Genomic DNA, 26,215 nt, shown 5'->3' with positions numbered 1-26,215 from the left:
CATGGATATGGCGAATCTGACCTGGCTGCATGGCCGGCCGCAGAGCACCGGGGTGTTGAAAGCCAATCCGGAAGATTTCGTGGTGGTCGAAGATCTGGGCTTTGCGCCGGACGGCGAAGGCGAGCACGTGCTGGTGAATATCCGTAAAAACGGCTGCAATACCCAGTTCGTGGCCGATTACCTGGCGCGCTTCGCCGGCATTCACGCCCGTTCTGTCAGCTATGCCGGTTTGAAGGATCGCCACGCGGTGACCGAGCAGTGGTTCTGCCTGCATATGCCGGGTAAGGACACGCCGGATTTCTCCCGGTTTACGCTGGAAGGCTGCGAGGTGCTCTCGTCTGCCCGCCACCTGCGTAAAATGCGCATCGGCAACCTGAAGGGCAACCACTTTACGTTGGTGCTGCGCCAGATTTCCGATCGGCAGGACGTGGAACGTCGCCTGCAGGCCATCGCTGCGCAGGGCGTGCCGAACTACTTCGGCAGCCAGCGTTTCGGCCGCGGCGGCAACAATCTGGCGATGGCGCGCCGCTGGGCGAATGATGAAATTCGTGTCAAAGAGCGCAGCAAGCGCAGTTTCTATCTGTCCGCCAGCCGCAGCGCGCTGTTCAATCTGATCGCGAGCCAACGCCTGGCTGACGGCCTGCAGCGCACCGCGCTGGAGGGGGACGCCCTGCAGCTGAGCGGCCGCGGCAGCTGGTTCGTCGCCAAAGCCGATGAGCTGGAGGCATTGCAGCAGCGGCTGGATGCCGGTGAGCTGGTGGTTACGGCTCCCTTACCGGGCGACGGTGAGCCAGGCACCGCCGGCCAAGCCTTGGCTTTTGAACAACAATGCTTGGCGGAACAGCCGGAATTGCTTACGCTTTTAAAGCGCGAGCGTGTCGATCCCGCTCGCCGGGCCCTGCTGTTGCAGCCGCAAAATTTGCAGTGGAACTGGTGGGATGACGTTACCGTAGAATTGCGCTTCTGGCTGCCGGCAGGCAGCTTCGCGACCAGCGTGGTGCGTGAAATTATGCAGCAGGATGACAGTGATGCGGATATTGCTGAGTAACGATGACGGCGTCAGCGCCCCGGGCATTCAGGCGCTGGCGGCGGCGCTGCGGGAATTCGCCGAAGTGCAGGTCGTGGCGCCGGATCGTAACCGCAGCGGCTCTTCCAACGCCTTAACGCTGGAGTCGCCTTTGCGCACGCAGACGCTGGCCAACGGGGATATTGCGGTGTTGCAAGGGACGCCGACCGACTGCGTTTACCTTGGCGTCAACGCATTGATGCGCCCGGCGCCCGATATCGTGGTCTCCGGCATTAATGCCGGGCCGAATTTGGGTGACGACGTTATCTATTCCGGCACCGTCGCGGCGGCGATGGAGGGCCGGCACCTGGGGCTGCCCGCGCTGGCGGTGTCTCTGAACGGTCACCAACACTACGCGACCGCAGCGGCCATTACCTGCCGCATCCTGCGCGCGCTGCAGCGTGAACCGTTACGTACCGGAAAAATCCTGAATATTAACGTACCGGATCTGCCGCTGGCTGAGATCAAAGGCCTGCGCGTTACCCGCTGCGGCAGCCGCCATCCTGCCGACAAGGTCTTCTGCCAGCAGGATCCGCGCGGACAAAATATCTACTGGATCGGGCCGCCTGGTGATAAATTTGATGCCGGGCCGGATACCGACTTTGCGGCGGTGGAACAAGGCTATGTGGCGATAACGCCGCTACAGGTGGATTTAACCGCCTACGCGGCGCAAGAAGTCGTGAAAACATGGTTAACCAAGGCAGAGGTTAGCGGGGAATGGTGAATAAGCGCATGCAAACATTGCTGACGCAGCTGCGGCAGCAGGGGATCCGGGACGAAAAGCTGCTGCGGGCGATCGAAGCGGTGCCGCGCGAGCGTTTTGTCGATGAAGCGCTGGATCACAAAGCCTACGAAAACACCGCATTGCCGATCGGTTCCGGTCAGACCATTTCTCAGCCTTATATGGTGGCGCGGATGACCGAGCTGCTGAATCTGAAGCCCACCTCAAGGGTGTTGGAGATCGGCACCGGTTCCGGTTATCAAACCGCTATCCTGGCACATCTGGTGCAACACGTTTGTTCCGTCGAACGCATCAAGGGGCTGCAGTGGCAGGCCAAGCGCCGCCTGAAACAGCTCGATCTTCACAATGTTTCCACCCGCCACGGCGACGGCTGGCAGGGGTGGGCGTCGCGCGGCCCGTTCGATGCGATCATCGTCACTGCCGCGCCGCCGGAGATCCCGCAGGCGCTGGTGGAGCAGCTGGACGATGGCGGCATTTTGGTGTTGCCGGTGGGCGAGCAGGCTCAAACCCTCAAACGCATTCAGCGTCATGGCAACGATTTCGTTGTCGATGCGGTCGAGGCAGTGCGCTTTGTGCCGTTGGTGAAAGGCGAATTGGCCTAGCGATTGTCTGAATTTTCGACCGTCTGCAAAATCTGTTGCACTTTCATCATGGCCGGATAAGGTTTTCTCGTTCCAATCAGGCTAATTTTCACTAGAATTGGCCTTTCTACGTAGTTGTCTTATGGTGCGGCAACGCCAATGTGGTTAGCATTGGCGCGCGTTTTGATGCTCCGGCGCGAGATGACCTGGCGTTCAGGGATCGGCCGGCGGCGCCTTTACATCGCAGAAACTGGGAAGTGGCAAAAGCTCGGCTACGATGTAAAGGGTATTTTGGATATATCACTGATATTGCTGTCATGGGGGAAGCATGAGCACGGGAAGCCCAATGATTACGTTACGCCGGGTAGCGGTGTGTACGATGGTAAGTTTGTGGTTGGCGGGTTGTACGAATACGGCCTCGACGTCGGCTCCTATCAGCAGCGTGGGGGGCGGCGGTGCCGCTCCATCCGGCAATAATAATGGCGGAGTGCAGCAGGCCAGCCCAGAGGGCCGCATTGTCTATAACCGCAGTTATAACGCCATCCCCAAAGGGAGCTACAGCGGCGGCGAAACTTATACGGTCAAGCGCGGCGACACGCTGTTTTATATTGCCTGGATCACCGGCAATGATTTCCGCGACCTGGCGCAGCGCAACAATATTCCCGAGCCATACAGCCTGAATGTTGGCCAAACCATTCAGCTTGGTAATGGTTCTGCCAACGGCGGCGGCGGCATGTTGGCGACGACAGACGCGACCAAAGGCGGTGTTCCGAAGCCACCTTCCAGCTCCCAGATCCAGACGGCAACGGTTGATTCTCAATCAACTAACGCGTATTCTGAAAACTCGGGTAAACAGAATGTAGGTAAGATGTTACCTGCAGCAGGTGCCGCAGCGGTTGGGACCGCGACTGCGCCTGTTACCGCGCCGGAAGCCGCTCCACCTGTGAGCAGCACCGTCAGCAACAGCGCTCCGGTCAGTACCTGGAGATGGCCGACTGACGGTAAGGTTATTGATAACTTTTCCTCATCAGAAGGTGGGAATAAGGGTGTCGATATCGCCGGTTCCCGTGGGCAGCCTATCTTCGCTACCGCCGATGGCCGCGTAGTGTATGCCGGCAACGCTTTACGGGGTTACGGTAATCTAATCATCATCAAACATAATGATGATTACCTGAGCGCCTACGCTCATAACGACACAATGCTGGTCCGGGAACAACAAGAAGTGAAGGCGGGTCAAAAAATAGCCACCATGGGTAGCACCGGTACCAGTTCAGTACGTTTGCATTTTGAAATTCGTTACAAGGGGAAATCCGTAAACCCGCTGCGTTATCTTCCGCAGCGATAGATTGGGCAGAATACGCTGAGATTCTGCTCGCGGTATCACGGGTAGGAGCAGCATATGAGCCAAAATACGCTGAAAGTTAACGAGTTACATGATGATGCGGATTTCGACGAGAATGGAGCTGAGGCCGAGTCGTTTGATGAAAAAGCGCTGGTAGAAGAAGAGACCAGCGAGAACGATTTAGCGGAAGAAGAGCTGTTGTCTCAAGGCGTTACGCAACGCGTATTGGATGCGACGCAGCTCTATCTGGGTGAGATCGGTTATTCACCTCTGCTGACCGCAGAGGAAGAAGTCTATTTTGCGCGGCGTGCTCTGCGCGGTGACGTGCCGTCCCGCCGCCGCATGATTGAAAGCAACCTGCGGCTGGTGGTGAAAATCGCTCGCCGCTACAGCAACCGCGGTCTGGCGCTGCTGGATCTGATCGAAGAGGGTAACCTCGGTCTGATTCGCGCAGTGGAAAAATTCGACCCGGAACGCGGTTTCCGCTTCTCCACTTATGCAACCTGGTGGATCCGTCAGACGATTGAACGGGCGATCATGAACCAAACCCGTACCATTCGTTTGCCTATCCATATCGTCAAAGAACTGAATGTCTATCTGCGCACCGCGCGCGAGCTTTCTCACAAGCTGGATCATGAACCGAGCGCTGAAGAAATTGCCGAGCAACTCGACAAGCCGGTGGATGACGTCAGCCGCATGCTGCGCCTGAATGAGCGCATCACCTCGGTGGATACGCCGCTGGGCGGGGATTCGGAGAAAGCGCTGCTGGACATTCTGGCCGACGAGAAGGACAACGGGCCTGAAGACACCACGCAAGATGACGATATGAAGCAAAGCATCGTCAAATGGCTGTTCGAATTGAACGCCAAACAGCGTGAAGTGTTGGCGCGTCGTTTCGGCCTGTTGGGCTATGAAGCGGCGACGCTGGAAGACGTGGGCCGGGAGATTGGCCTGACGCGCGAGCGCGTCCGTCAGATTCAGGTAGAAGGTCTGCGCCGTCTGCGTGAGATTTTGCAGATGCAGGGCCTGAGCATTGAGGCGCTGTTCCGCGAATAACGCCGGTTGTTGAACCGCATCAAATAAAAACGGTGAGCATGATGCTCACCGTTTTTTTATGCCCGCGTTTGGCGCCAGACTACACCATATTTTTCAGTCGGTAGAGCCATTCCAGCGCCTGTCGCGGCGACAGGGAATCCGGATCCAGCGCCTCCAGGGCTTCTACCGCCGGCGAGGTCTCTTCCTGCAGCAGCGTCATCTGGGTGGCATCGACGCTGCCCGATGCGGTGTGGCTGGAAATAGACTCCAGCTCGCGCAGTTTCTGACGGGCGCGTTTGATGACGTCGCGCGGCACGCCGGCCAGCGCGGCGACCGCCAGGCCATAGCTTTTGCTGGCGGCACCGTCTTGCACGCTGTGCATGAAGGCGATGGTGTCGCCGTGTTCAAGCGCATCCAGATGCACGTTGACCACGCCTTCCATTTTCTCCGGCAGGGTCGTCAGCTCGAAGTAGTGGGTGGCGAACAGCGTCATCGCCTTGATGCGGTTGGCCAGGTTCTCGGCGCAGGCCCAGGCCAGCGACAGGCCGTCGTAAGTCGAGGTGCCGCGGCCGATTTCATCCATCAACACCAGGCTGTGCTCGGTGGCGTTGTGCAGAATGTTGGCGGTTTCGGTCATCTCCACCATGAAGGTGGAGCGGCCGGAAGCCAGATCGTCCGCCGCGCCGACGCGGGTGAAGATGCGATCCACCGGGCCGATGGTGGCCTTGGTGGCCGGCACGTAGCTGCCGATGTGCGCCATCAGCACAATCAGCGCCGTTTGCCGCATATAGGTGCTTTTACCGCCCATGTTCGGACCGGTTATGATCAGCATGCGGCGCTGCGGCGACAGGGTGAGCGGGTTGGAGATAAACGGCTCGCTCAGCACCTGCTCCACTACCGGATGTCGGCCTTCGGTAATGCGGATCCCCGGCTGCTCGCTCATGGTCGGGCAAGCGTAGTTCAGGGTATCGGCGCGCTCGGCCAGGTTGGCCAGCACGTCCAGCTCGGCCAGCGCGGCGGCGCTTTGTTGCAGTTCCGCCAGGTGCGGCAGCAGCAGATCGAATAGCTCGTCGTACAGGCTTTTCTCGATCGCCAGCGCCTTACCCTTGGAGGTGAGCACTTTGTCTTCGTACTCTTTCAGTTCCGGGATGATGTAGCGCTCGGCGTTTTTCAGCGTCTGACGGCGTACATAGTGGATCGGCACCAGGTGGCTCTGACCGCGGCTGACCTGAATATAATAGCCGTGTACGCCGTTGAAGCCGACCTTGAGCGTATCCAGCCCCAACTTTTCACGCTCGCGGATCTCCAGCCGATCGAGATAGTCGCTGGCGCCGTCGGCCAGTGCCCGCCACTCGTCCAGTTCGCTGTTGTAACCGGGGGCGATCACGCCGCCATCGCGCACCAGCACCGGCGGTGATTCAATGACCGCGCGTTCCAGCAGCTCGCGCAGTTCGTCGAACTGGCCTACCTGCGACAGCAACTGCTGCACGTGCGGCGTTTTCACATCCTGCAGCAGCGCGCGGATGTCCGGCAGTTGCTGGAAAGCATGGCGCATGCGCGCCAGATCTCGCGGCCGGGCGGTGCGCAGCGCCAGACGCGCCAAAATACGTTCCTGATCGCCTACCTGACGCAGCGAAGGCTGCAGATCCGCGAACAGCTCCTGCAATGCGCCGATCGCCTGCTGGCGGGCAGTCAGGACCTTGATGTCGCGGGTTGGCATGTGCAGCCAGCGTTTCAGCATGCGGCTGCCCATCGGCGTGACTGTACGATCGAGGATCGCCGCCAGCGTGTTGTCGCTGCCGCCGGACAGGCTCTGCGTCAGCTCCAGGTTGCGGCGGGTGGCGGCATCCATGATGATGCCGTCCTGCTGGCGTTCCATGGTGATGCCGCGAATGTGCGGCAGCGAAGTGCGTTGGGTATCTTTGACGTACTGCAGCAGGCAGCCGGCGGCGCGCAGCGCCTGGTGCGCCTGTTCGACGCCGAAGCCGGTCAAGTCGCGGGTGCCGAACTGCAGGTTGAGCTGCTGACGCGCTGTCTCCAGCTCGAATTCCCACAGCGGGCGGCGGCGCAGGCCGTGGCGCTGTTCGATCAGCGCCATGTGTTCAAAGGTTTCCGGATAGAGCAGCTCGGCCGGATTGGTGCGCTGCAGCTCGGCGGCCATGGTTTCCAGATCCTGCGGCTCGGCGACGCGGAAGCGGCCGGAGCTGACGTCCAGCGTGGCGTAGCCGAAGCCGCGCGCGTCCTGCCAGATCGCCGCCAGCAGGTTATCCTGGCGCTCTTGCAGCAGCGCTTCGTCGGTGATGGTGCCGGGGGTGACGATGCGCACCACTTTGCGTTCGACCGGCCCTTTACTGGTGGCCGGATCGCCGATCTGCTCGCAGATGGCGACGGATTCGCCGAGCTGCACCAGCTTGGCCAGGTAGTTCTCCACCGCGTGGTGCGGCACGCCGGCCATCGGGATCGGCTCGCCCGCCGAGGCGCCGCGTTTGGTCAGCGAGATATCCAGCAGTTGAGAAGCGCGCTTGGCGTCGTCGTAAAATAGCTCGTAGAAGTCGCCCATGCGGTAGAACAGCAGGATTTCAGGATGCTGGGCCTTGAGGCGCAGGTACTGCTGCATCATCGGCGTGTGCGAATCGAGTTTATCGGTGCTATTCATGCGATTATTTTTCCAATCCATTGAATGTAAAGGGAACTGTGATTTTCATTGTCGTCATTCGCTATCACATTGTTTCAGCAGGCGTCGCCCCATTCAGCGCTTGGCGGGCGGCGCAAATCAAATCATCAAAACGCCAAACGGCGCGCTCAAACCCGAGGTTTGCACAGACGCTTATACTAGCCCAGCGGGCAATCGGCTGTCACAGGTAAAAATGGGAAGTGCTGCGCAAGGCCGGTTTGCAACGAAGCGAGATTGTCGTTCGCCTGCGGGCAACAACGCAAGTGTCGCCGCCCGTTGAGGCGGCGTAGAGTTTATTTTGCGGCGGTGAGAGGCAAGGGCAGTTGATAGAGGCGGAAACTGTCGGGCACTTCGGTTTCATGGCCGGGCAGCAGGCGGTGGCGGATGCGCGACTCGCTGACGAAGGCGCAGCCTTGCGGAGTGATAGTGAGGTTGACCGGCGATTCCATGCCTTCGCGCAAGACCTCAATCCGGTGCGTGCCTGCCGCCTTGGGAGACGGGATCCGCAGGATCCGCCCCTGCCCGCTTTGGATCCCATTCTCCAGCACAATCAGTGCGCCGTCCGGCGCCAATCCCATCCCGTCCGGGTTTTCAATCAGGCGCGGCAGTCGCATTTCCGTCAGCTGCGGCTTTGGAGCGTTATAACTGAGGGTGTAGAGCTTACCGGTGCCGAAATTGGCGACTGCCATCAGCCGGTCGTCGAGCAGCACGATCCCGGCGGCCCCCAGCCCGCTGGGAGCCGCTAGTTGCGGATCCTGATATAGCGTACGGAATGCCGCTTCGCCTGGCCGCAGGCGCAGGATGCCGCCGCCGCGGGTTTCCGTCACATACACCGTACCGTCTGCGCCGAGCACGATATCGTTGCCCATTTCTCCCGCCGGCAGCGCCAGGCTGCGGTTGAGCGTGCCATCCGCGACGTTCAGCGCATAGATGCGGTTGGCGCGCGTTTTGCCGCCGGAGAGAAAGTCCGGCGAATTGCCCCACAGCAGCCCGCGCCGTTCGTCCAGCCGTAGCGCGTTTGAGGCGAACACCGTGTCGGCGCCGGGGAAAAAGGTTTCCCACGCTTGACCCGGCCGCTTGCGCAGCACGTTGCCGCTGGTGATCAGGCCGACATACAGCGTACCGTCCGTCGCGCGGGCGATGCCGTTGGGGTAAAGCGCGCCAGGCGGCAGCGTCATGCTGCTTTCTGTGCAGTCTGCGCTGGCGGCGGCCTGCGCCGGAACGCTAAGGGTGAATGCGGCAGCGAGGGCGAGCAACGCCGCTCGCGCGGTAACAGCGTATGACATGTTTATCTCCGGGAATGGGGGAAAGGGGGCTACCAGCGCTCAGGGCGGGCAGCGTGCGCCATTGGCGCCTCCAGCGCGGCCACGTCTTCCGGTGATAGCCTGAGCTCGAGCGCCGCCAGCGCATCCTGCAGATGGTGCGGCTTGGACATGCCCACCAACGGCGACGCCACGCCGGGTTTGGCCAACAGCCAGGCCAGCGCGATTTGCGCCGGTGGAACGCCGCGCGCGGCCGCCACCTCCGCGACCGCCGCGACGGTGCGTTCTACCTCGTTTCTGCCGCCGTACCAACGGGGCGCCTGCTCGTCGGTGGCGGCGCGCAGCGTGCCGCCGCTGCCGGAGCCGGCCAGCACGCCGCGGGCCAGCGGCGACCAGGGCGTCAGACCAAGCCCCTCCTCCAGGCACAGCGGGATCAGCTCCTCTTCATCTTCACGCGTCACCAGGTTGTATTGGCTTTGCAGCGAAATAAACGGCGCCAGGCGGTGCTGACGTTGAAAGGCCAGCATTTTCATCAGGCGCCAGGCGTGCAGCGAGGAGGCGCCGAGATAGCGGATCTTGCCCGCCCGCACCAGGCCGTCGAGGGTGTCGGCGGTTTCTTCGAGCGGCGTTTCGGTGTCGAAGCGGTGCAGTACGAACAGATCGAGGTAATCCGTTCCCAGCCGCTGCAAGGAGGCGTCGACGCTGTGCAGCAGGTGCTTGCGCGAGAGCCCCCGGCTGTTCGGCTGCGCGTCGATTGGAAAATAGGCCTTGGTGGCGATCACCACGTCTTCACGGCGGGCAAACGCCTTCAGCGCGCGGCCGAGAATGCGCTCGCTTTCTCCGCCGGAGTAAATGTTGGCGGTATCGAAAAAATTGATGCCCGCTTCCAGCGCCTCGCGGATAAAGGGGCGCGCTTCGTCTTCCTTCAGCACCCAGGGCCGCCAGGCCGGATCGCCGTAGGTCATGCAACCCAGGCAGAGGCGAGACACTTTCAGGCCACTGTCGCCAAGCCGAACGTAGTTCATGGCCTCGTCTCCTCAACGCATGCCGGCGATGGTGTAACCGCCGTCCACCAGCAGGCTTTGGCCGGTGATGAAGCGGGCTTCGTCCGTCGCCAGCCACAGCGCCACATCGCCGATGTCTTCCGATTCGCCCAGGCGGCCGGCGGGCGTGTGGGCGATAAAGGGCGCGAAGGCCGCGCTGTCAGCCACGCTGCCGCGCGCCATCGGCGTGTCGATGATGCCGGGGTTGATGTTGTTGACGCGGATGCCCTGGCCGCTGTATTCGAGCGCCACTGCGCGGATCATCGCATCGAGCGCACCCTTGCTGGCGGAGTAGCTGGATGAGCCGGCCAGCGCGCCGTGGGTCAGCCAGGAGGAGGTGTTGATGATCACGCCGCCCGAGCGCTGAGCCAGAAAGGTTTCAATCTCGTATTTCATCGCCAGCCAGACGCCTCTGAGGTTAATGGCGATTACCCGGTCAAAATCCTCGCTGCTCTGTTCGGTGATGGGGGCGAAGTTGCCGATGATGCCGGCGTTGTTGAAGGCGACGTCGAGCCGGCCATAATGGGCGGTCACCGTGGCGATCAGTTGGCGGATATCGTCTTCCTGGGAGACGTCGGCCACGATGGGCAGGGCGTCGCCGCCGGCCAGCGCGATGTCGCGCGCCGTGGCTTCGATTTCCGCCGCGCGTCGGCCGGCCAGCGCGACTTTGGCGCCTTCGCGGGCATAGGCCAGCGCGGCGGCGCGGCCGATGCCGGTGCCGCCGCCGCTCACCAGTACGACTTTGCCCGCCAGACGGCGCGGCGTTTCATGAGTTGGAGCTGTAGCATTAATCATCGTATCGATACCTGGTAATGGGGTCGATCGCAATGCTATGTTGTTAGATGACGGATAACTATCCGCTAAAAATTCATCTCACTATTAGATAATTTATATCAATAGCATGAAAAAACCTGAACTGTCCGGCCTGGCGGCCTTTGTGGCTATCGCCAGTGAACGCAGCTTCCGCCGCGCCGCCGCCCGATTGGGCGTGACGCCGCCGACGCTCACCCACACCCTGCGCGAATTGGAAGCGCAGGTGGGCATTCGCCTGCTGAATCGCACCACCCGCAACGTCTCGCCGACGGAGGCCGGAGAGCACCTGCTGGCGCAGTTGGTGCCGGCTTTTACCGACATCGACGCCGCGCTGGAGAGCCTGAATGCGTTTCGTGCAGGGCCGCGAGGCCTGGTGCGCATCAACGCGCCGCGTTCGGCCATCGAGCTCGCCATCGTGCCGCATCTGGGGCGGTTGGCCTGCGAGTACCCCGGCATTACGCTGGAAGTGGTGGCGGACGAGGGGTTCGCCAACATTGTCGAGCAGGGCTTTGACGCCGGCATTAGGCTCGGCGAGGATCTGCACAACGATATGCGCGCGGTGCGTCTGACGCCGGATCTGCGTTTCGCCATCGTCGCCACGCCGGATTATTTTCAACGGCACGGCGAACCGATGCATCCGCAGGATTTGCTGCAGCACCGCTGCATCGGTTGGCGTAAGGCCTCTTCGGGCGAGCGCTACAAATGGGCATTTCAGCAGGGCGAGCAGCGGTTTTCCGTGGCGGTTAACAGCCCGTTGATACTCGATGACGGCAGGATGATGGTGCAGGCGGCGCTGGCGCACGTCGGCATCGCTTTCGCCATCGAACAAGAAGTAGAAGAACACCTGGCGAGCGGGCGGCTGCGGCGGGTGTTGACCGACTGGTGCGTGCCGTTTACCGGTTTTTACCTCTATTATCCCAACCGCAGGAATCATTCCGTGGCGCTGAGCACGGTGATCGAGTTGCTGCGTCTGCCCACCTAATCCTCTTCACCGGTTATCGCGTTCGGATGGCCGTAGGTGAATCAAGCTTGAACTATTTTTATTCCCTTTTCGTTTGTTCAGGCGCAAATAACCCCTTAAATTCTCGGTGAGTTTGTAACTTGCTGTTTATAATTGTTATTTGAATATTTATTGCGAATATTTCGAGTTTTTATCGGTTATTTGAGAGCCCGGTCACACTATTTTTTTGTGCGAAATGTGAAGGGGGTCAATCCGTCAGGTCAATGAGAGACGGTTATGTCTTCTCCTGGCTTACCGATCCGTTTTTCATGCTCCGTATACTGTCCGTAACCAGGGCAACGTGACGGAAATTTTCATAAGGAATGTGCGTGAAGCAATCGTGATTGCATCTGGCATACAAATAACACGGGGTTTTTTTGATTATCTGAGGTGCTTGGTATGGAAAAGAAAAAAATCTATCTGTTTTGTTCTGCCGGTATGTCCACTTCCCTGTTGGTATCAAAAATGAAGGCGCAGGCCGAGAAATATGAAGTGCCGGTGATCATCGCCGCCTACCCGGAAGTGCTGGCTGCGGAGAAAGGCGTTGAGGCGGATCTGATCCTGCTGGGGCCGCAGATCGCCTACACCTTGTCGGAAGTGCAAAAACAGCTGCCCAATAAACCCGTTGAGGTCATCGATCCGCTGCTGTACGGCAAGGTCGATGGGCTGGGCGTGCTGAAGGCCGCGGTGGCCGCCATCAAGAAAGCCAATCAATAACAGGAGGCCGCCGTGAATACCCTCATTGCCTCGCTCGAGAAGGTTATCCTGCCTTTCGCCGTAAAAATCGGTAAGCAGCCCCACGTCAACGCCATCAAGAATGGCTTTATCCGCCTGATGCCGCTGACCTTGACCGGGGCGATGTTCGTGTTGATCAACAACGTGTTTCTGAGCTTCGGCGAAGGATCGTTCTTCTATTCTCTGGGCGTAAGGTTAGATGCCTCTACCATAGAGACGCTGAATAGTCTGAAGAGCATCGGCGGCAGCGTTTACAACGGCACGCTGGGGATCATGTCCCTGATGACGCCGTTCTTTATCAGCATGGCGTTGGCGGAAGAGCGCAAGGTCGATCCGCTCGCTTCGGCGCTGCTGGCGGTGGCGGCCTTTATGACCGTCACACCGTTCAATGTCGGCGAGGCCTATGCGGTGGGAGCCAACTGGTTGGGCGGCGCCAACATCATTTCCGGTATGGTGATTGGGCTGGCGGTGGCCGAGATGTTTGCCTTCATCGTGCGGCGCAACTGGGTGATTAGCCTGCCGGACAGCGTGCCGGCTTCGGTGTCGCGTTCCTTCTCGGCGCTGATCCCCGGTTTCATCATCCTCTCCATCATGGGGCTGGTGGCGTTCGCGCTGGCGCACTGGGGCACCAACTTCCACCAGATCATCATGGACGGCATTTCGGCGCCGCTGGCCAAGATGGGCAGCGTGGTGGGCTGGGTGTACGTGCTGTTCTCCTCGCTGCTGTGGTTCTTTGGGGTGCACGGCTCCATGGCGCTGGCGGCCCTGGACAGCGGCATCATGACGCCGTTCGCGCTGGAAAACGTGGAGCTGTACAACAAATACGGTTCGGTCGAAGCGGCGGTGGCCGCCGGAAAAGAGTTCCACATGTGGGCGAAACCGTTCGTCGATTCCTACATCTACCTCGGCGGCACCGGTTCGACGCTGGGCTTGATCATCGCCATCTTCATCGCCTCGCGCCGCGAAGATTACCTCCAGGTCGCCAAACTGGCGACGCCATCCGGCATCTTCCAGATTAACGAACCGATACTGTTCGGTCTGCCGGTGATCATGAACCCGGTGATGTTCATTCCGTTCATCCTGGTGCAGCCGGTGCTGACCATTATCACCTCCCTGGCCTACTACTCCGGGCTGATCCCGCCGATCACCAACATCGCGCCCTGGACCATGCCGGTCGGCCTGGGGGCGTTCTTCAACACCAACGGCAGCATCATGGCCATGTTGCTGAGCCTGTTCAACCTGGCGGTCGCCACCGTGATCTATCTGCCGTTCGTGGCGATCTCCAACAAGGCGCAGAGCCAGATCGACGCGGCGACGGAAAGCGAAGAAGACATCGCCAAGGCGCTGAAATTCTAACTGTGGAACGGGGCGGTGCGGCCGCCCTGCGAGGGACGCGAGTATGGAATATCAATTTGCCGACGGGTTCTGGTGGGGCAGCGCCACCTCCGCGCCGCAGTCTGAAGGGGCGGCCGCGCGCGATGGCAAGAGCCGCAACATCTTCGACTATTGGTACGAGATCGCGCCCGAGCGCTTTCACGGACGGGTGGGGCCGACCGAGGCCTCGACCTTTTATGACCATTTCCGCACCGATATCGGGCTGCTCAAAACGCTGGGCCATAATACTTTCAGAACCTCGATCTCGTGGTCGCGGCTGATCCCGGACGGCGACGGTGAAGTGAACCCGCAGGCGGTGGCGTTCTATAACGCGATGATCGACGAGCTGCTGGCGCAGGGCATCACCCCGTTTATCAATCTCTATCACTTCGATATGCCGCTGTGCATGCAACAGCGCGGCGGTTGGGAAAGCCGGGCGGTAGTCGAAGCCTATGCGCGTTACGCCGATACCTGTTTCGGCCTGTTTGGCGATCGGGTCACCCACTGGTTTACCTTCAACGAGCCGATCGTGCCGGTGGAAGCCGGTTACCTGAATGACCTGCACTACCCTTGCGTGGTGGACTTCAAACGGGCGGTCACCGTGGCGTATCACAGCGTACTGGCGCACGCCATGGCGGTGCAGCGTTTCAGAGCGCGGAGGCTGCCGGGGAGCATCGGCATCATTCTGAATCTGAGCCCGACCTATCCGCGCTCCGACGCGCCGGAGGATCGGCAGGCCGCACACGACGCCGATCTGCTGCTCAACCGCAGTTTCCTCGACCCGGTCGCCAAAGGGCGTTACCCGGCCGCATTGCTGCACCTGTTGGAGCGACATGGGCTGATGCCCTATTGCGAACCGCAGGACGCGCAGCTGATCGAAGGCGGCGTGGTGGATATCCTTGGCGTCAACTATTACCAGCCGCGCAGGGTGCAAGCGAAAGCGGGACGGCGCGCCGAGGGGCCGATCGCATCGCCGGAGGATTTGTTCAGTTACTATGCAATGCCGGGCCGCAAAATCAATCCGCACCGCGGCTGGGAGATCTACGAGAAGGGGCTGTACGACATCCTGATGGATCTGAAAGAGAACTACGGCAATCTGCCCTGTTATATTTCGGAAAATGGCATGGGCGTCGAGGGCGAAGAGGCGTTTATCGGCGCCGATGGGCGGGTGGAGGACGATTACCGCATCGACTTTATTCGCGAGCACCTGAAGTGGCTGCACCGCGCGCTGGCGGAAGGCTCGCAGTGCAAAGGCTATCATCTGTGGACCTTTATCGACTGCTGGTCCTGGCTGAACGCCTACAAGAATCGTTATGGGCTGGTGCGGCTGGATCGGGCGGATCAGCGGCGCACCATTAAAAAAAGCGGTTACTGGTTTGCCGAGGCGGCCAGACGCAACGGATTTGACTAACGGGAGGCCGGCGCTGTGTCCGATAACCGAATTTCGCTGAGTGCCAACGACGTGAAGCTGATTCGCGAGCAAGATTTCTTTAACTGCAAAGACTTTCACCTGTTCATCTACAACAAGGTGGAAAGCGCCACCGGGCTGCATCAGCACGACTATTACGAGTTCACCATCGTGCTGAGCGGCAAATGCTATCAGGAGATCAACGGCAAGCGGGTGCTGCTGGAACGCGGGGATTTCGTCTTTATCCCTATCGGTTCCTACCACCAGAGCTTTTACGAGTTCGGCGCGACGAAAATTTTCAACGTGGCGGTCAGCAAAGCGTTCTTTGAAGAGCATTACTTGCAACAGCTGCCGCGCTGTTTTGTCGCCTCGCAGGCCTACAGCCTGAGAAGCGAGTTTTTGGCCTATATCGAATCGGTGGTGAGTTCCCCGCAGTTTCGTGAGGACGACTTCGCCGAATTCCTCGAAACATTGACCTTCTACGTGATCAGCCGCATCCGACATTATAAAGAAGAAAACGACGGCGGCGATGATATCCCGCAGTGGCTGAAGAACACCCTGGCCGGCATGCATGACAAGGCGATGTTCGGCGAAAAGGCGTTGGCGAACATGGTGGCGCTGTCGGGGAAAACCCAGGAGTACCTGACCCGGGCGATGCGGCGTTACTACCATAAAACGCCGATGCAGGTGATCAATGAGATCCGCATCAACTTCGCCAAGACGCAGCTGGAGGTCACCAACTATTCGGTTTCCGATATCGCCTTCGATTCCGGCTATGGCGACGTCAGCCTGTTCATTAAAAACTTCAAGCGGCTCACCGACGTGACCCCGGGCAATTACCGAAAAAAGTGTTACGGCCCTCTTTAGGGCCGCTCCCGATCAGTATCAACGCCGATATGCCGATGAGCTTCAGGGCGCCGGTCGGTTAATCATTTGATTTTTACCTTAACGAGGGGGAATGCCGCGCCGAGCGGTCGGCCTTCCCTTGCCAAAAATCTATCCCGCGGGAGCCTCTATGGAAAAACTACTGATCGTAAATGCCGACGATTTCGGCCTGAGCAAAGGGCAGAACTATGGCGTCATCGAGGCGTATCAGCATGGCGTCGTTTCCTCCACCACGGCGATGGTGAACGGCGGCGGCGCGCAGCACGCGGCGGCGCTCAGCCGGCAATATCCAGGGTTGCCGATCGGGCTGCATTTCGTTTTGACCCATGGCAAGCCGCTGGGCGCCATGCCTTCGTTGGTCAACGAACATGGCGAACTGGGCAAATGGCTGTGGCGCCGCGCCGAGGCCGGCGAGCTGTCGCTGGACGAAATTCACGAGGAGCTGCAGCGCCAGTTCGCGCGGTTTGTGACGCTGTTCGGCCGCCCGCCGACGCATATCGACAGCCATCACCATGTGCATATGCAGCCGCAAATTTATCCGCTGGTGGAGGCGTTCGCGCAAGCGCAGGGTCTGCCGCTGCGTCTCGATCGCGAAGAGGCGAAACGGCGCGAACTGGCGTTGCAGACTCCCTGCAGCACCGACGCGTTTGACGCGGGATTCTACGGTGAAATGATTTCCGAAGCCTTGTTCCTGCAGCGGTTGGCGCGCGCCGACGAGCAGGGCGCCGAGTCATTGGAAATGATGTGCCACCCGGCGTTCCTCGACGCGACGATCCTGCAGAGCAAATACTGCCACCCGCGCCTCGTCGAGCTGGATGTGTTGACCGCGCCGACGCTGAAAGCGGCGATCGCCGAACGCGGTTTTCTGTTGGGCTCCTTCCAGGATCTGTAACACCGCCGTTTACAGCATGGCGTGCGCTTTTTTCAGGCCGGTGTCTTCTTCAGGATCGGCACCCTGAGGCAAGGGCTCCGCCTCTTGTGCTTCAGGCTGTGGCTCGTCGACCTCGGGCGCCGCTTCCGGCGGCGGCATGGTGTCGTGAATGATCTGCTCATCGAAGGTCGGATTGAGCGCCGGCGACAGCGGCGAGCTGGCGAGGCTGTCTGGCAGCGGGATGTGGGGCACCGGCGCGTCCTGCGCCAGCTGCGGTTCTTCCGCTTTCGCCGTGCGGCTGAGGGCCGCCAGCAGCACGCCGCACAGGGCGAAAAAGGCGTACAGGATATTGCCGCCCAGCGGTTCGATCAACGCGCCGACCGCCAATGGCCCGATGCTGGCGCCGACGCCGAACGCCATCAGCAGACAGGCGGCCAGCGAGACGCGGCGTTCCGGCTCGATCAGATCGTTGGCCAGCGCCACCGCCAGCGGGTAGAGCGTAAATTGCAACATGCTGACGACGAACCCGACCGCCAGCAGCAGCGGGAAATCGATGTGCGGCAGCAGCGCCAGCGGCAGCGCCGCCACGATCAGCAAAATGGCGTTGAGGCGCATCAGCAACGGGCGATTATAGCGATCCGACAGCCAACTGAGCGGGAACTGCGCGATCAGCCCGGCGAAGATGGCCAGCGCCATGAACAGGCCGGTTTGCTGAGTGGTTAAGGATTGCAGGCTGGCGTAGACCGGCGCCAGGCCGTAAAACGAGCCCACCACCATGCCGATCACCAGCGTGGTGGCCAGCACCTTGGGAATGGCGCCGACAAAGTAACGCAGCTCCATCGGGGCCGGCGACATGTGGCGCGCATTGGTGCGGGTGGTAAGCGCGATCGGCACCAGACAAAGCGCGAAGCACAGCGCGATCACCAGCAGCGTGGTGATGCCCAGGTTGCTCTGCAGCATCAGCACGATCTGGCCCAGCGACATGCCAAGATAGGTCGCCGCCATATAGAAGCCGAACACCATGCCGCGCTGGTTGGATTCCGCCTGGTCGTTCAGCCAGCTTTCCAGCACCATATACTGGCACATCATGCACAACCCGATCACCAGACGCAGCGCAACCCAAGCGGGAATGAACGCCGTCAGGCCGTGCCCCAGCACCGCAGCGGTGATGATGCCGGCGCAGGCCACGTAGGCGCGGATATGCCCGACGCGGGCGATGAGAAAGTGGCCGACCTTGCCGCCGATCACCAACCCGATGTAGTTGGCGGCGATGATGGCGCCGATCAGCGCGCTGCTGACGTGGATGGAGGTCAGCCGCAGCGAGACGTAGGTGGTGAGCAGGCCCGAGCCCAACAGCAGCAGCAGGGTGGTGGTGTACAACGGCAAGAATACGCCCAACGTTTTTTTCACGCTATCATCCTAATCTCTTCTGGTGCGCCCTGAGGCCGCCGCAGCGTGCCGCCTCCGTGATGTTCCTTGTGCTGGTGCGCCGCCGCTCGATGGGGCGCTTCTTTTGATACTAGCAGCTTGGCCGGGCGCTTAAAACCGCACCTCCTGCGAGACGCTGCGCATTTCCACACGCCAGCCGCTGCAGCGCCTTGATAAATGCTACTATCGGGCGCATATATCTGAATTCGCAAGGGAGGGGTTATGAGTGAAAACCAACTGCGCCGGCTCAGCGTGCTGGCAGGGGAGAAACTGAAGGCTCAGGGCCGCTGGATCACCTGCGCGGAATCCTGCACCGGCGGCGGCATCGCCAAGGCCATTACCGATATCGCCGGCAGCTCCGCCTATTTCGATCGCGGTTTCGTCACCTACAGCAATGCGGCGAAACATGATCTGCTGGGGGTGAGCGAAGCGACGTTGGCGGCGCACGGCGCGGTCAGCGAAGAGGTGGTGCGCGAGATGGCCATAGGGGCGCTGCGGGCGGCGCAGGCCGATCTGGCGCTGTCGGTGAGCGGCATCGCCGGCCCGGACGGCGGCAGCGCGGAAAAGCCGGTCGGCACCGTGTGGTTCGGCTTCGCCGGCAGCGATGGCCGGGGGCTGTCGCGCAAGATGCAATTCGAGGGCGACCGCGACGCGGTGCGGCTGCAGGCGACGATTTTCGCGCTGCAAACCGCCATCGACGAATTTTTGTAAATTAGGCTTGATACTGTATGACCATACAGTATAATTAGTGACATTTCCTGCACAACATACATTCAGTGGCAGTGTGGGGTAACACCGGCATTGCGAAACGAAGGAGCAAAAATGGCTATTGATGAGAACAAGCAAAAGGCGTTAGCTGCGGCACTGGGCCAGATTGAGAAACAGTTCGGCAAAGGCTCCATCATGCGCCTGGGTGAAGACCGCTCCATGGACGTGGAAACGATCTCCACCGGCTCACTGTCACTCGATATCGCTCTGGGCGCCGGCGGCCTGCCAATGGGCCGCATCGTCGAAATTTACGGCCCGGAATCCTCCGGTAAAACCACTCTGACGCTGCAGGTGATCGCCGCCGCGCAGCGCGAAGGCAAAACCTGTGCGTTCATCGATGCCGAGCACGCGCTGGATCCTATCTATGCGAAAAAGCTGGGCGTCGATATCGACAACCTGCTGTGCTCCCAGCCGGACACCGGCGAGCAGGCGCTGGAAATCTGTGATGCGCTGACCCGCTCCGGCGCGGTTGACGTCATCATCGTCGACTCCGTGGCGGCGCTGACGCCGAAGGCGGAAATCGAAGGTGAAATCGGCGATTCGCACATGGGGTTGGCGGCGCGCATGATGAGCCAGGCGATGCGTAAGCTGGCCGGCAACCTGAAAAACGCTAATACTCTGCTGATCTTCATCAATCAGATCCGTATGAAAATTGGTGTGATGTTCGGCAACCCGGAAACCACGACCGGCGGTAACGCCCTGAAGTTCTACGCTTCGGTGCGTCTGGATATCCGTCGTATCGGCGCCATCAAAGAAGGCGACGAAGTGGTGGGCAGCGAAACCCGCGTGAAAGTGGTGAAGAACAAAATCGCTGCGCCGTTCAAACAGGCTGAGTTCCAAATCATGTACGGCGAAGGCATCAACAGCCGTGGCGAACTGGTCGATCTGGGCGTGAAGCACAAGATGATCGAAAAAGCCGGCGCCTGGTACAGCTATAACGGCGAGAAGATCGGTCAGGGCAAGGCGAATGCCTGTAACTTCCTGAAAGAAAACCCGGCTATCGCCGCCGAGCTGGATAAGAAGCTGCGCGACCTGCTGCTGCACAGCGGCGGTGAGCTGGTGGCTGCCTCCGGTGACGACTTCGAAGATGACGAAGCGGAAACCAGCGAGCAGTTCTAATCGCTGAAGATGTGCGCCGCCGTTTATGTGGCGCATATCCTCTGAATTCAGGCTTGAATGATGAATGACTTGCTAAGCCGCGCCATGCGCCTGCTGTCGCAACGCGATCATAGTGAAGCTGAACTGCGCCGCAAACTTGCGGCGCAGCCGTTTGTGGCGAAAGCCCGGTTTGGCGGCAAGGGGCCGCATGCGCCGACATCGCCGACATCGCCGACGGTGGCCGAAGAGCCGGTGGATCCTGCGCTGATCGATCAGGTTATCGTCTACTGTTACCAGCACAACTGGCTGGACGATAAGCGTTTCGCCCACAGCTACATCGGCAGCCGCAGCCGCAAAGGTTATGGCGCGCAGCGGATCCGCAGCGAACTGATGCAAAAGGGCGTGGATAAAGCGCTGGTGCAGGACGCGCTGGCGGAATGCGATATCGACTGGTGCGAACAGGCGAAACAGGTGGCGCAGCGAAAATTTGGCGATGCGTTGCCAACCGACTGGAAAGAGAAAGCCAAAGTGCAGCGTTATCTGCTCTATCGCGGCTTCTTCCAGGAAGAAATTCAGTCAATTTACCGTGATTTTGCGCAATGAGCGCACACGGGGTTTTACTTCCCTCTGAAGAAAATTTATCTTATCCCCACTTTTTGTTCGTGAGCTGGTTGTCATCGTCGGGATGACGCGCCACCGGCTCACGTGTCGTTATTCTAGCCTTTCCAGGAAAATTATGAGCAAGAGCACCGCTGAGATCCGTCAAGCGTTTCTCGATTTCTTTCATAGTAAGGGTCATCAGGTTGTAGCAAGCAGCTCCCTGGTGCCTAACAATGATCCGACATTGCTGTTTACCAATGCCGGCATGAACCAATTTAAGGATGTTTTCCTGGGGCTCGACAAACGCGCCTATTCCCGCGCCACCACCTCGCAGCGCTGCGTGCGCGCAGGCGGCAAGCATAACGACCTGGAAAACGTCGGTTATACCGCTCGTCACCACACCTTCTTTGAAATGCTGGGCAACTTCAGCTTCGGCGATTACTTCAAGCACGACGCGATCAGCTACGCGTGGGAACTGCTGACCGGTGAAAACTGGTTCAACCTGCCGAAAGAGAGACTGTGGGTCACCGTGTATGAAACCGATGACGAAGCGTTCGACATCTGGCAGAAGCAAATCGGCGTACCGGCGGAGCGCATTATTCGCATCGGCGACAACAAGGGCGCGCCTTTCGCTTCCGATAACTTCTGGCAGATGGGCGACACCGGTCCATGCGGCCCGTGCACCGAGATTTTCTACGATCACGGCGATCACATCTGGGGCGGCCCTCCGGGCAGCCCGGAAGAAGACGGCGACCGCTACATCGAGATCTGGAACATCGTTTTCATGCAGTTCAACCGTCAGTCCGACGGCACCATGCTGCCGCTGCCGAAACCTTCGGTGGATACCGGCATGGGTCTGGAACGCATCGCGGCGGTGTTGCAGCATGTGAACTCCAACTATGAGATCGACCTGTTCCGCACCCTGATCGCCGCCGTGGCGAAAGTGACCGGCGCGACCGATCTGGACAACAAATCTCTGCGCGTTATTGCCGACCACATCCGTTCCTGCGCTTTCCTGGTGTCTGACGGCGTGATCCCCTCTAACGAAAACCGCGGCTACGTGCTGCGTCGCATCATTCGTCGCGCGATCCGCCATGGCAACATGCTGGGCGCGAAAGATACCTTCTTCTACAAGCTGGTAGCGCCGCTGATCGAAGTGATGGGCCCGGCGGCCGACGAGCTGAAACGCCAGCAATCGCTGGTGGAACAGGTGCTGAAAACCGAAGAGGAGCAGTTTGCCCGCACGCTGGAGCGTGGTCTGGCGCTGCTGGACGAAGAGCTGGCCAAGCTGCAAGGCGATACTCTGGACGGCGAGACTGCTTTCCGTCTGTACGATACCTACGGTTTCCCGGTGGATCTGACCGCTGACGTCTGCCGCGAACGCGGTCTGAAAGTCGACGAAGCGGGCTTTGAAGAAGCGATGGAAGCGCAGCGTCGCCGCGCGCGCGAATCCAGCGGCTTCGGCGCCGACTACAACAGCCTGATCCGCGTGGACGGCAGCAGCCAGTTCAGCGGCTACGATCACGACGAGCAGCAGGCGACGGTCATCGCACTGTTCCGCGACGGCCAGCCTGTCGATCAGATCAACGCCGGCGAAGAGGCGGTGGTGGTGCTGGACGAGACGCCGTTCTACGGTGAATCCGGCGGCCAGGTCGGCGATAAAGGCGTGCTGAAAGCCGCCGGCGCCGAGTTTGTGGTCAACGACACCCAGAAATACGGTCAGGCTATCGGCCATCAAGGCAAGCTGGCGCAAGGTTCGCTGAAGCTGAACGATCGCGTGGACGCGCAGATCGACACTGAGCGCCGCAACAGCATCCGTCTGAACCACTCCGCGACCCACCTGCTGCACGCCGCGCTGCGCCAAACGTTGGGCGAGCACGTTGCGCAGAAAGGCTCTCTGGTTAACGACAAATACCTGCGCTTCGACTTCTCGCATTTTGAAGCGATGAAGCCGGAACAAATTCGCGCGGTGGAAGATCTGGTTAACCAGCAGGTGCGTCGTAACCTGCCGGTGCAGACCGAGCTGATGGCGTTGGAAGATGCCAAAGAGAAGGGGGCGATGGCGCTGTTCGGCGAGAAGTACGACGACAACGTGCGCGTGCTGACCATGGGCGACTTCTCCACCGAGCTGTGCGGCGGCACCCACGCCAGCCGCACCGGTGATATCGGCCTGTTCCGCATTCTGAGCGAATCGGGCACCGCGGCGGGCATCCGCCGTATTGAAGCGGTGACCGGCGCTGGCGCTATCGCTACGCTGCATCAGCAAAGCGATTTGTTGCAAGACGTTGCTCAGTTGGTGAAGGGCGACAGCAACAACCTGACCGATAAAGTGCGCTCGGTGCTCGATCGTACGCGCGTGCTGGAAAAAGAACTGCAGCAGCTGAAAGATCAGCAGGCGGCGCAGGAAAGCGCGTCGCTGTCCAGCCAGGCGAAAGTGGTTAACGGCGTGAAGCTGTTGGTCAGCCAGTTGGACAATGTCGAAGCCAAAATGCTGCGCACCATGGTGGATGACCTGAAAAATCAATTGGGTTCGGCCATTATCGTGTTGGCGACGACGGCTGATGACAAAGTCAGCCTGGTCGCGGGCGTGACCAAGGATCTGACTGACCGCGTGAAAGCTGGCGAGTTGATCGGCAACGTGGCGCAGCAGGTCGGCGGCAAGGGCGGTGGTCGCCCTGATATGGCGATGGCGGGGGGGACGGATATCAACGCCCTGCCAGCGGCGTTAAACAGCGTAGAAGCCTGGGTGGCCTCAAAGCTGTGAACATAAATAAATAGCACGGACAAACGCCATAATACTTTGTTGATTATGGCGTTTTCATACTGTGCTAACACAATTTAGTTACAATTGCGGGAACAAAGTTTTTCTGGTCGGCTAAACTTACCATTATCTGAGGTGGGACCAAGTCTGCTTACACTTATTGTGGATTGCGCGGCTTACGTTTTCACCACATATGATGGATAATGACGGGGAAACTGAGAGACCCGACTCTTTTAATCTTTCAAGGAGCAAAGAATGTTAATTCTGACTCGTCGAGTTGGTGAAACCCTCATGATTGGCGATGAGGTTACGGTCACTGTGCTAGGGGTAAAAGGCAACCAGGTGCGTATTGGTGTGAACGCCCCCAAAGAGGTTTCAGTTCACCGTGAAGAAATCTATCAGCGCATTCAGGCAGAGAAGTCTCAGCAGACGACTTACTGATTCCGAAGCAGCGTCTCGTTGCCAGACGAGACGCTACTGCATCGTTTTACCCACTTCTTTCGTTCTCCCTCTTCTTTTTCGTGATTATTTTCCCGGTGAGTTTCCTGCTTTATTGCTGCAGACGTTGCGGTTGCCTGTTGATAAAACGCCCTTTTTGCCGTGAAATCGCCCATGTTGGGTGCGAATTGTGCAAACGCGCATGAGTTGGGAAAAATTGTTTGACTTAAAAGTCGGAGAAAGTAATATGTGCGCCACGCAGTGCCGATGAGCTTCTCCAAAGCAAGTCAGGCACAATTCGAAAGAAGCGTATGGTGAGGTGGCCGAGAGGCTGAAGGCGCTCCCCTGCTAAGGGAGTATGCGGTCAAAAGCTGCATCCGGGGTTCGAATCCCCGCCTCACCGCCATTTGCATCCGTAGCTCAGCTGGATAGAGTACTCGGCTACGAACCGAGCGGTCGGAGGTTCGAATCCTCCCGGATGCACCATATTTTGCAGTATGGTGGGGTAGTAACAACGTACCATACGATATCAAAAAAGAATTCCTGTGCATCCGTAGCTCAGCTGGATAGAGTACTCGGCTACGAACCGAGCGGTCGGAGGTTCGAATCCTCCCGGATGCACCATTCTTCAAGTCTGGCTTTATTAGCAAAGCCGGCACGCGGTAAAAATAGTAATGCATCCGTAGCTCAGCTGGATAGAGTACTCGGCTACGAACCGAGCGGTCGGAGGTTCGAATCCTCCCGGATGCACCATCTAAGAGAAGCCCGCCTTAGCGGGTTTTTGCTTTTCTGTTATTCGTGAAACAGGCAAGCGGCAAAAACAGTCATGCATCCGTAGCTCAGCTGGATAGAGTACTCGGCTACGAACCGAGCGGTCGGAGGTTCGAATCCTCCCGGATGCACCATGTTTAACTCCCCGTATCGCGAAGAGAAATCTTCAAGCGGGTGGGAGAAAGGAAAGTGTCCTTGGGGAGGATAACGTTGCTTTAGCAACGGCCCGCAGGGTGAGGCGTTGGCGCCGAATCATCCTCCCGGATGCACCATCTAAGAGAAACCCGCCTTGGCGGGTTTTTCGCTTTTCAGCATTTAGCCATTCTCTCTCACCCCTTTCCTTCTTTGCACCCGATCGATCACAGCACATTCCGCTATGACGCAGTCAGCGACAACCCAACGGCTTTACGCTAAAGTAGTTTTCTTTCCTCAACGATCATGGAGTAACGATGTACGACCGCTATCAGGGTCTTATTTTCGACATGGACGGCACGATTCTGGACACCGAGCCAACGCACCGCAAAGCGTGGAGTGAAGTGCTGTCGCGTTATGGCATGACGTTTGATGAAGCGGCTATGGTGGCGCTGAGCGGTTCACCGACCTGGCGCATCGCTCAGGCGATTATCGCCAGCCACCAGGCCGATCTCGATCCCCATCATCTGGCCGCGGAGAAAACCCGCGCGGTGGAGGCGATGCTGTTGGACAGCGTGCGCCCGTTGCCACTGATCGAGGTGGTAAAATCCTATCACGGTCGCCGTCCGATGGCGGTCGGCACCGGCAGCGAGCACCGCATGGCGGAAATGCTGCTGCGTCATCTCGGCCTGTTCAACTGCTTCGACGCGATCGTCGGTGCGGACGACGTACAGCGCCATAAACCGGAGCCGGACACCTTCCTGCGCTGCGCCGAACTTATCGGCGTGCCGCCGGAAAAGTGCGTGGTGTTTGAAGACGCCGAGTTCGGCATCCAGGCGGCAAAAAGCGCCGGTATGGACGTGGTAGACGTTCGCACGCTGTGAGTAGTACGCTAGCCGTAATATCGTTATTTGGCAGCAGCTTCCTCAGTGCGACGCTGCTGCCGGGAAATTCAGAAATCGTTCTGGTCGCTTTGCTGACCCAGAGTCGCGTCTCGCCGGAATTGCTGGTGCTGGCCGCGACCCTGGGCAACACGCTGGGCGGCTTGACCAATGTCATTATCGGGCGCCTGTTACCGGCGTTGAAACCACAGCGGGGGCTGGCAACGGCGCTCGGGTGGCTGCAACGCTTCGGCCCGGCTGCGCTGTTGCTCAGCTGGGTGCCGGTGGTGGGCGATTTGTTGTGCGTGTTGGCAGGTTGGCTGCGCATGCCCTGGGGCTCTGTCGCGCTGTTTCTGTGTATCGGAAAGGCGCTGCGTTACATCGTTTTGACTATGATAACGGTACAGGGCATCGTCTGGTGGCAGTAACCAAGTGAATATAACTCAATATTCTCTCGGGTGCGGATTCAGTATGCTTACGAGTTATTGTTTTTAGAAGCGGGAGGTC

Annotated in this window: 24 protein-coding genes and 5 tRNA genes; 23 read left to right on the top strand and 6 right to left on the bottom strand. The window is 59.5% G+C overall.

Going from position 1 to position 26,215, the window contains the following annotated elements; genetic code table 11:
• Position 1: 1 nt before the first annotated feature.
• From truD to rpoS, 5 genes are all read left to right on the top strand, one after another.
• Positions 2-1,048 carry a tRNA pseudouridine(13) synthase TruD gene (gene truD / locus ACJ8PL_RS15555; protein ID WP_097102735.1) on the top strand — a complete coding sequence of 349 codons (1,047 nt, stop codon included), beginning with the start codon at positions 2-4 and terminating at the stop codon, positions 1,046-1,048.
• Positions 1,029-1,790: a 5'/3'-nucleotidase SurE gene (surE, locus tag ACJ8PL_RS15550; RefSeq protein WP_161544409.1), complete on the top strand. Its 762-nt coding sequence runs from the start codon at positions 1,029-1,031 to the stop codon at positions 1,788-1,790. Before truD ends, surE begins: the two co-directional genes overlap by 20 nt.
• Positions 1,784-2,410 (top strand): protein-L-isoaspartate(D-aspartate) O-methyltransferase, encoded by a 627-nt coding sequence (locus ACJ8PL_RS15545; RefSeq protein ID WP_004932585.1) that lies wholly within the window; start codon positions 1,784-1,786, stop codon positions 2,408-2,410. Before surE ends, ACJ8PL_RS15545 begins: the two co-directional genes overlap by 7 nt.
• A gap of 325 nt (positions 2,411-2,735) precedes the next feature.
• Positions 2,736-3,734, top strand: a complete 999-nt coding sequence (nlpD, locus tag ACJ8PL_RS15540; RefSeq protein ID WP_015376692.1) for a murein hydrolase activator NlpD — start codon at positions 2,736-2,738, stop codon at positions 3,732-3,734.
• 54 nt (positions 3,735-3,788) lie between these two features.
• Positions 3,789-4,787, top strand: a complete 999-nt coding sequence (rpoS, locus tag ACJ8PL_RS15535; RefSeq protein WP_004932578.1) for an RNA polymerase sigma factor RpoS — start codon at positions 3,789-3,791, stop codon at positions 4,785-4,787.
• Positions 4,788-4,866: 79 nt separating this feature from the next.
• Here the strand turns inward: rpoS and mutS are convergent, their stop codons facing one another.
• The 4 genes from mutS to ACJ8PL_RS15515 form a co-directional block, all read right to left on the bottom strand.
• Positions 4,867-7,422, bottom strand: a complete 2,556-nt coding sequence (mutS, locus tag ACJ8PL_RS15530; RefSeq protein ID WP_079450111.1) for a DNA mismatch repair protein MutS — start codon at positions 7,420-7,422, stop codon at positions 4,867-4,869.
• Positions 7,423-7,733: 311 nt separating this feature from the next.
• Positions 7,734-8,726, bottom strand: coding sequence for a hypothetical protein (locus ACJ8PL_RS15525; RefSeq protein WP_170913140.1), 993 nt, complete (start codon positions 8,724-8,726; stop codon positions 7,734-7,736).
• Positions 8,727-8,755: 29 nt separating this feature from the next.
• Positions 8,756-9,727 (bottom strand): aldo/keto reductase, encoded by a 972-nt coding sequence (locus tag ACJ8PL_RS15520; RefSeq protein ID WP_048794584.1) that lies wholly within the window; start codon positions 9,725-9,727, stop codon positions 8,756-8,758.
• Positions 9,728-9,739: 12 nt separating this feature from the next.
• Positions 9,740-10,540: an SDR family NAD(P)-dependent oxidoreductase gene (locus tag ACJ8PL_RS15515; protein ID WP_049300195.1), complete on the bottom strand. Its 801-nt coding sequence runs from the start codon at positions 10,538-10,540 to the stop codon at positions 9,740-9,742.
• A gap of 106 nt (positions 10,541-10,646) precedes the next feature.
• Here ACJ8PL_RS15515 and ACJ8PL_RS15510 point away from each other — a divergent pair, with 106 nt between their 5' ends.
• The 6 genes from ACJ8PL_RS15510 to chbG all read left to right on the top strand — a co-directional run bounded on the left by ACJ8PL_RS15510 (position 10,647) and on the right by chbG (position 16,852).
• A complete protein-coding gene (locus tag ACJ8PL_RS15510) occupies positions 10,647-11,540 on the top strand; it encodes a LysR family transcriptional regulator (RefSeq protein WP_079450102.1) in 894 nt (297 codons plus the stop codon).
• Positions 11,541-11,957: 417 nt separating this feature from the next.
• Entirely contained in the window at positions 11,958-12,275 is a 318-nt protein-coding gene (locus ACJ8PL_RS15505) for a PTS sugar transporter subunit IIB (protein ID WP_442531265.1), read from the top strand.
• 12 nt (positions 12,276-12,287) lie between these two features.
• On the top strand, positions 12,288-13,649 hold the full coding sequence (gene chbC, locus ACJ8PL_RS15500; RefSeq protein ID WP_442531264.1) for a PTS N,N'-diacetylchitobiose transporter subunit IIC: 1,362 nt from the start codon (positions 12,288-12,290) through the stop codon (positions 13,647-13,649).
• A gap of 43 nt (positions 13,650-13,692) precedes the next feature.
• Entirely contained in the window at positions 13,693-15,078 is a 1,386-nt protein-coding gene (locus tag ACJ8PL_RS15495; RefSeq protein ID WP_079450103.1) for a glycoside hydrolase family 1 protein, read from the top strand.
• 15 nt (positions 15,079-15,093) lie between these two features.
• Complete coding sequence (gene chbR, locus ACJ8PL_RS15490) at positions 15,094-15,942, top strand: transcriptional regulator ChbR (protein WP_016929032.1); 849 nt, start codon at positions 15,094-15,096, stop codon at positions 15,940-15,942.
• 148 nt (positions 15,943-16,090) lie between these two features.
• Positions 16,091-16,852 carry a chitin disaccharide deacetylase gene (gene chbG / locus ACJ8PL_RS15485; protein WP_079451055.1) on the top strand — a complete coding sequence of 254 codons (762 nt, stop codon included), beginning with the start codon at positions 16,091-16,093 and terminating at the stop codon, positions 16,850-16,852.
• A 9-nt stretch (positions 16,853-16,861) separates the two neighbouring features.
• Here the strand turns inward: chbG and ACJ8PL_RS15480 are convergent, their stop codons facing one another.
• A complete protein-coding gene (locus tag ACJ8PL_RS15480) occupies positions 16,862-18,241 on the bottom strand; it encodes an MFS transporter (protein ID WP_033641286.1) in 1,380 nt (459 codons plus the stop codon).
• 240 nt (positions 18,242-18,481) lie between these two features.
• On the opposite strand from ACJ8PL_RS15480, the gene pncC reads away from it, so the two are divergent.
• From pncC to recX, 3 genes are all read left to right on the top strand, one after another.
• Positions 18,482-18,970: a nicotinamide-nucleotide amidase gene (pncC, locus tag ACJ8PL_RS15475; RefSeq protein ID WP_048794685.1), complete on the top strand. Its 489-nt coding sequence runs from the start codon at positions 18,482-18,484 to the stop codon at positions 18,968-18,970.
• A 111-nt stretch (positions 18,971-19,081) separates the two neighbouring features.
• A complete protein-coding gene (gene recA / locus ACJ8PL_RS15470; RefSeq protein WP_004932541.1) occupies positions 19,082-20,146 on the top strand; it encodes a recombinase RecA in 1,065 nt (354 codons plus the stop codon).
• Between the two features lie 60 nt (positions 20,147-20,206).
• A complete protein-coding gene (gene recX / locus ACJ8PL_RS15465; protein ID WP_117287130.1) occupies positions 20,207-20,728 on the top strand; it encodes a recombination regulator RecX in 522 nt (173 codons plus the stop codon).
• A 40-nt stretch (positions 20,729-20,768) separates the two neighbouring features.
• Here the strand turns inward: recX and ACJ8PL_RS15460 are convergent, their stop codons facing one another.
• Entirely contained in the window at positions 20,769-20,912 is a 144-nt protein-coding gene (locus tag ACJ8PL_RS15460; RefSeq protein ID WP_162180460.1) for a hypothetical protein, read from the bottom strand.
• Here ACJ8PL_RS15460 and alaS point away from each other — a divergent pair.
• From alaS to ACJ8PL_RS15415, 9 genes are all read left to right on the top strand, one after another.
• A complete protein-coding gene (gene alaS / locus ACJ8PL_RS15455) occupies positions 20,862-23,489 on the top strand; it encodes an alanine--tRNA ligase (protein ID WP_028127835.1) in 2,628 nt (875 codons plus the stop codon). The genes ACJ8PL_RS15460 and alaS overlap by 51 nt on opposite strands.
• Positions 23,490-23,741: 252 nt before the next feature.
• On the top strand, positions 23,742-23,927 hold the full coding sequence (gene csrA, locus ACJ8PL_RS15450; protein WP_004091602.1) for a carbon storage regulator CsrA: 186 nt from the start codon (positions 23,742-23,744) through the stop codon (positions 23,925-23,927).
• 310 nt (positions 23,928-24,237) lie between these two features.
• Positions 24,238-24,330, top strand: a tRNA-Ser gene (locus tag ACJ8PL_RS15445).
• A gap of 3 nt (positions 24,331-24,333) precedes the next feature.
• Positions 24,334-24,410 (top strand) — tRNA-Arg (locus ACJ8PL_RS15440).
• A gap of 61 nt (positions 24,411-24,471) precedes the next feature.
• Positions 24,472-24,548, top strand: a tRNA-Arg gene (locus ACJ8PL_RS15435).
• A 52-nt stretch (positions 24,549-24,600) separates the two neighbouring features.
• Positions 24,601-24,677 (top strand) — tRNA-Arg (locus ACJ8PL_RS15430).
• Between the two features lie 75 nt (positions 24,678-24,752).
• Positions 24,753-24,829 (top strand) — tRNA-Arg (locus tag ACJ8PL_RS15425).
• A 315-nt stretch (positions 24,830-25,144) separates the two neighbouring features.
• Positions 25,145-25,711 (top strand): fructose-1-phosphate/6-phosphogluconate phosphatase, encoded by a 567-nt coding sequence (gene yqaB, locus ACJ8PL_RS15420; RefSeq protein ID WP_004932523.1) that lies wholly within the window; start codon positions 25,145-25,147, stop codon positions 25,709-25,711.
• On the top strand, positions 25,708-26,136 hold the full coding sequence (locus ACJ8PL_RS15415; protein ID WP_117287129.1) for a YqaA family protein: 429 nt from the start codon (positions 25,708-25,710) through the stop codon (positions 26,134-26,136). Before yqaB ends, ACJ8PL_RS15415 begins: the two co-directional genes overlap by 4 nt.
• Positions 26,137-26,215: the final 79 nt, after the last annotated feature.

The sequence above is a fragment of the Serratia sp. CY83965 genome (assembly GCF_052166375.1).
In the GTDB taxonomy this organism is placed as follows: domain Bacteria; phylum Pseudomonadota; class Gammaproteobacteria; order Enterobacterales; family Enterobacteriaceae; genus Serratia; species Serratia marcescens.
This window is presented reverse-complemented; position numbering and strand designations above follow the sequence as displayed.

Coding starts and splice junctions, on each gene's coding strand:
- ACJ8PL_RS15515 (WP_049300195.1), bottom strand. CDS start 10,540: ATGATTAATGCTACAGCTCCAACTCATGAAACGCCGCGCCGTCTGGCG.
- ACJ8PL_RS15525 (WP_170913140.1), bottom strand. CDS start 8,726: ATGTCATACGCTGTTACCGCGCGAGCGGCGTTGCTCGCCCTCGCTGCC.
- yqaB (WP_004932523.1), top strand. CDS start 25,145: ATGTACGACCGCTATCAGGGTCTTATTTTCGACATGGACGGCACGATT.
- csrA (WP_004091602.1), top strand. CDS start 23,742: ATGTTAATTCTGACTCGTCGAGTTGGTGAAACCCTCATGATTGGCGAT.
- truD (WP_097102735.1), top strand. CDS start 2: ATGGATATGGCGAATCTGACCTGGCTGCATGGCCGGCCGCAGAGCACC.
- alaS (WP_028127835.1), top strand. CDS start 20,862: ATGAGCAAGAGCACCGCTGAGATCCGTCAAGCGTTTCTCGATTTCTTT.
- chbG (WP_079451055.1), top strand. CDS start 16,091: ATGGAAAAACTACTGATCGTAAATGCCGACGATTTCGGCCTGAGCAAA.
- surE (WP_161544409.1), top strand. CDS start 1,029: ATGCGGATATTGCTGAGTAACGATGACGGCGTCAGCGCCCCGGGCATT.
- mutS (WP_079450111.1), bottom strand. CDS start 7,422: ATGAATAGCACCGATAAACTCGATTCGCACACGCCGATGATGCAGCAG.
- rpoS (WP_004932578.1), top strand. CDS start 3,789: ATGAGCCAAAATACGCTGAAAGTTAACGAGTTACATGATGATGCGGAT.
- recA (WP_004932541.1), top strand. CDS start 19,082: ATGGCTATTGATGAGAACAAGCAAAAGGCGTTAGCTGCGGCACTGGGC.
- ACJ8PL_RS15545 (WP_004932585.1), top strand. CDS start 1,784: ATGGTGAATAAGCGCATGCAAACATTGCTGACGCAGCTGCGGCAGCAG.
- nlpD (WP_015376692.1), top strand. CDS start 2,736: ATGATTACGTTACGCCGGGTAGCGGTGTGTACGATGGTAAGTTTGTGG.
- ACJ8PL_RS15520 (WP_048794584.1), bottom strand. CDS start 9,727: ATGAACTACGTTCGGCTTGGCGACAGTGGCCTGAAAGTGTCTCGCCTC.
- ACJ8PL_RS15505 (WP_442531265.1), top strand. CDS start 11,958: ATGGAAAAGAAAAAAATCTATCTGTTTTGTTCTGCCGGTATGTCCACT.
- ACJ8PL_RS15510 (WP_079450102.1), top strand. CDS start 10,647: ATGAAAAAACCTGAACTGTCCGGCCTGGCGGCCTTTGTGGCTATCGCC.
- ACJ8PL_RS15460 (WP_162180460.1), bottom strand. CDS start 20,912: ATGAAAGAAATCGAGAAACGCTTGACGGATCTCAGCGGTGCTCTTGCT.
- ACJ8PL_RS15495 (WP_079450103.1), top strand. CDS start 13,693: ATGGAATATCAATTTGCCGACGGGTTCTGGTGGGGCAGCGCCACCTCC.
- pncC (WP_048794685.1), top strand. CDS start 18,482: ATGAGTGAAAACCAACTGCGCCGGCTCAGCGTGCTGGCAGGGGAGAAA.
- recX (WP_117287130.1), top strand. CDS start 20,207: ATGAATGACTTGCTAAGCCGCGCCATGCGCCTGCTGTCGCAACGCGAT.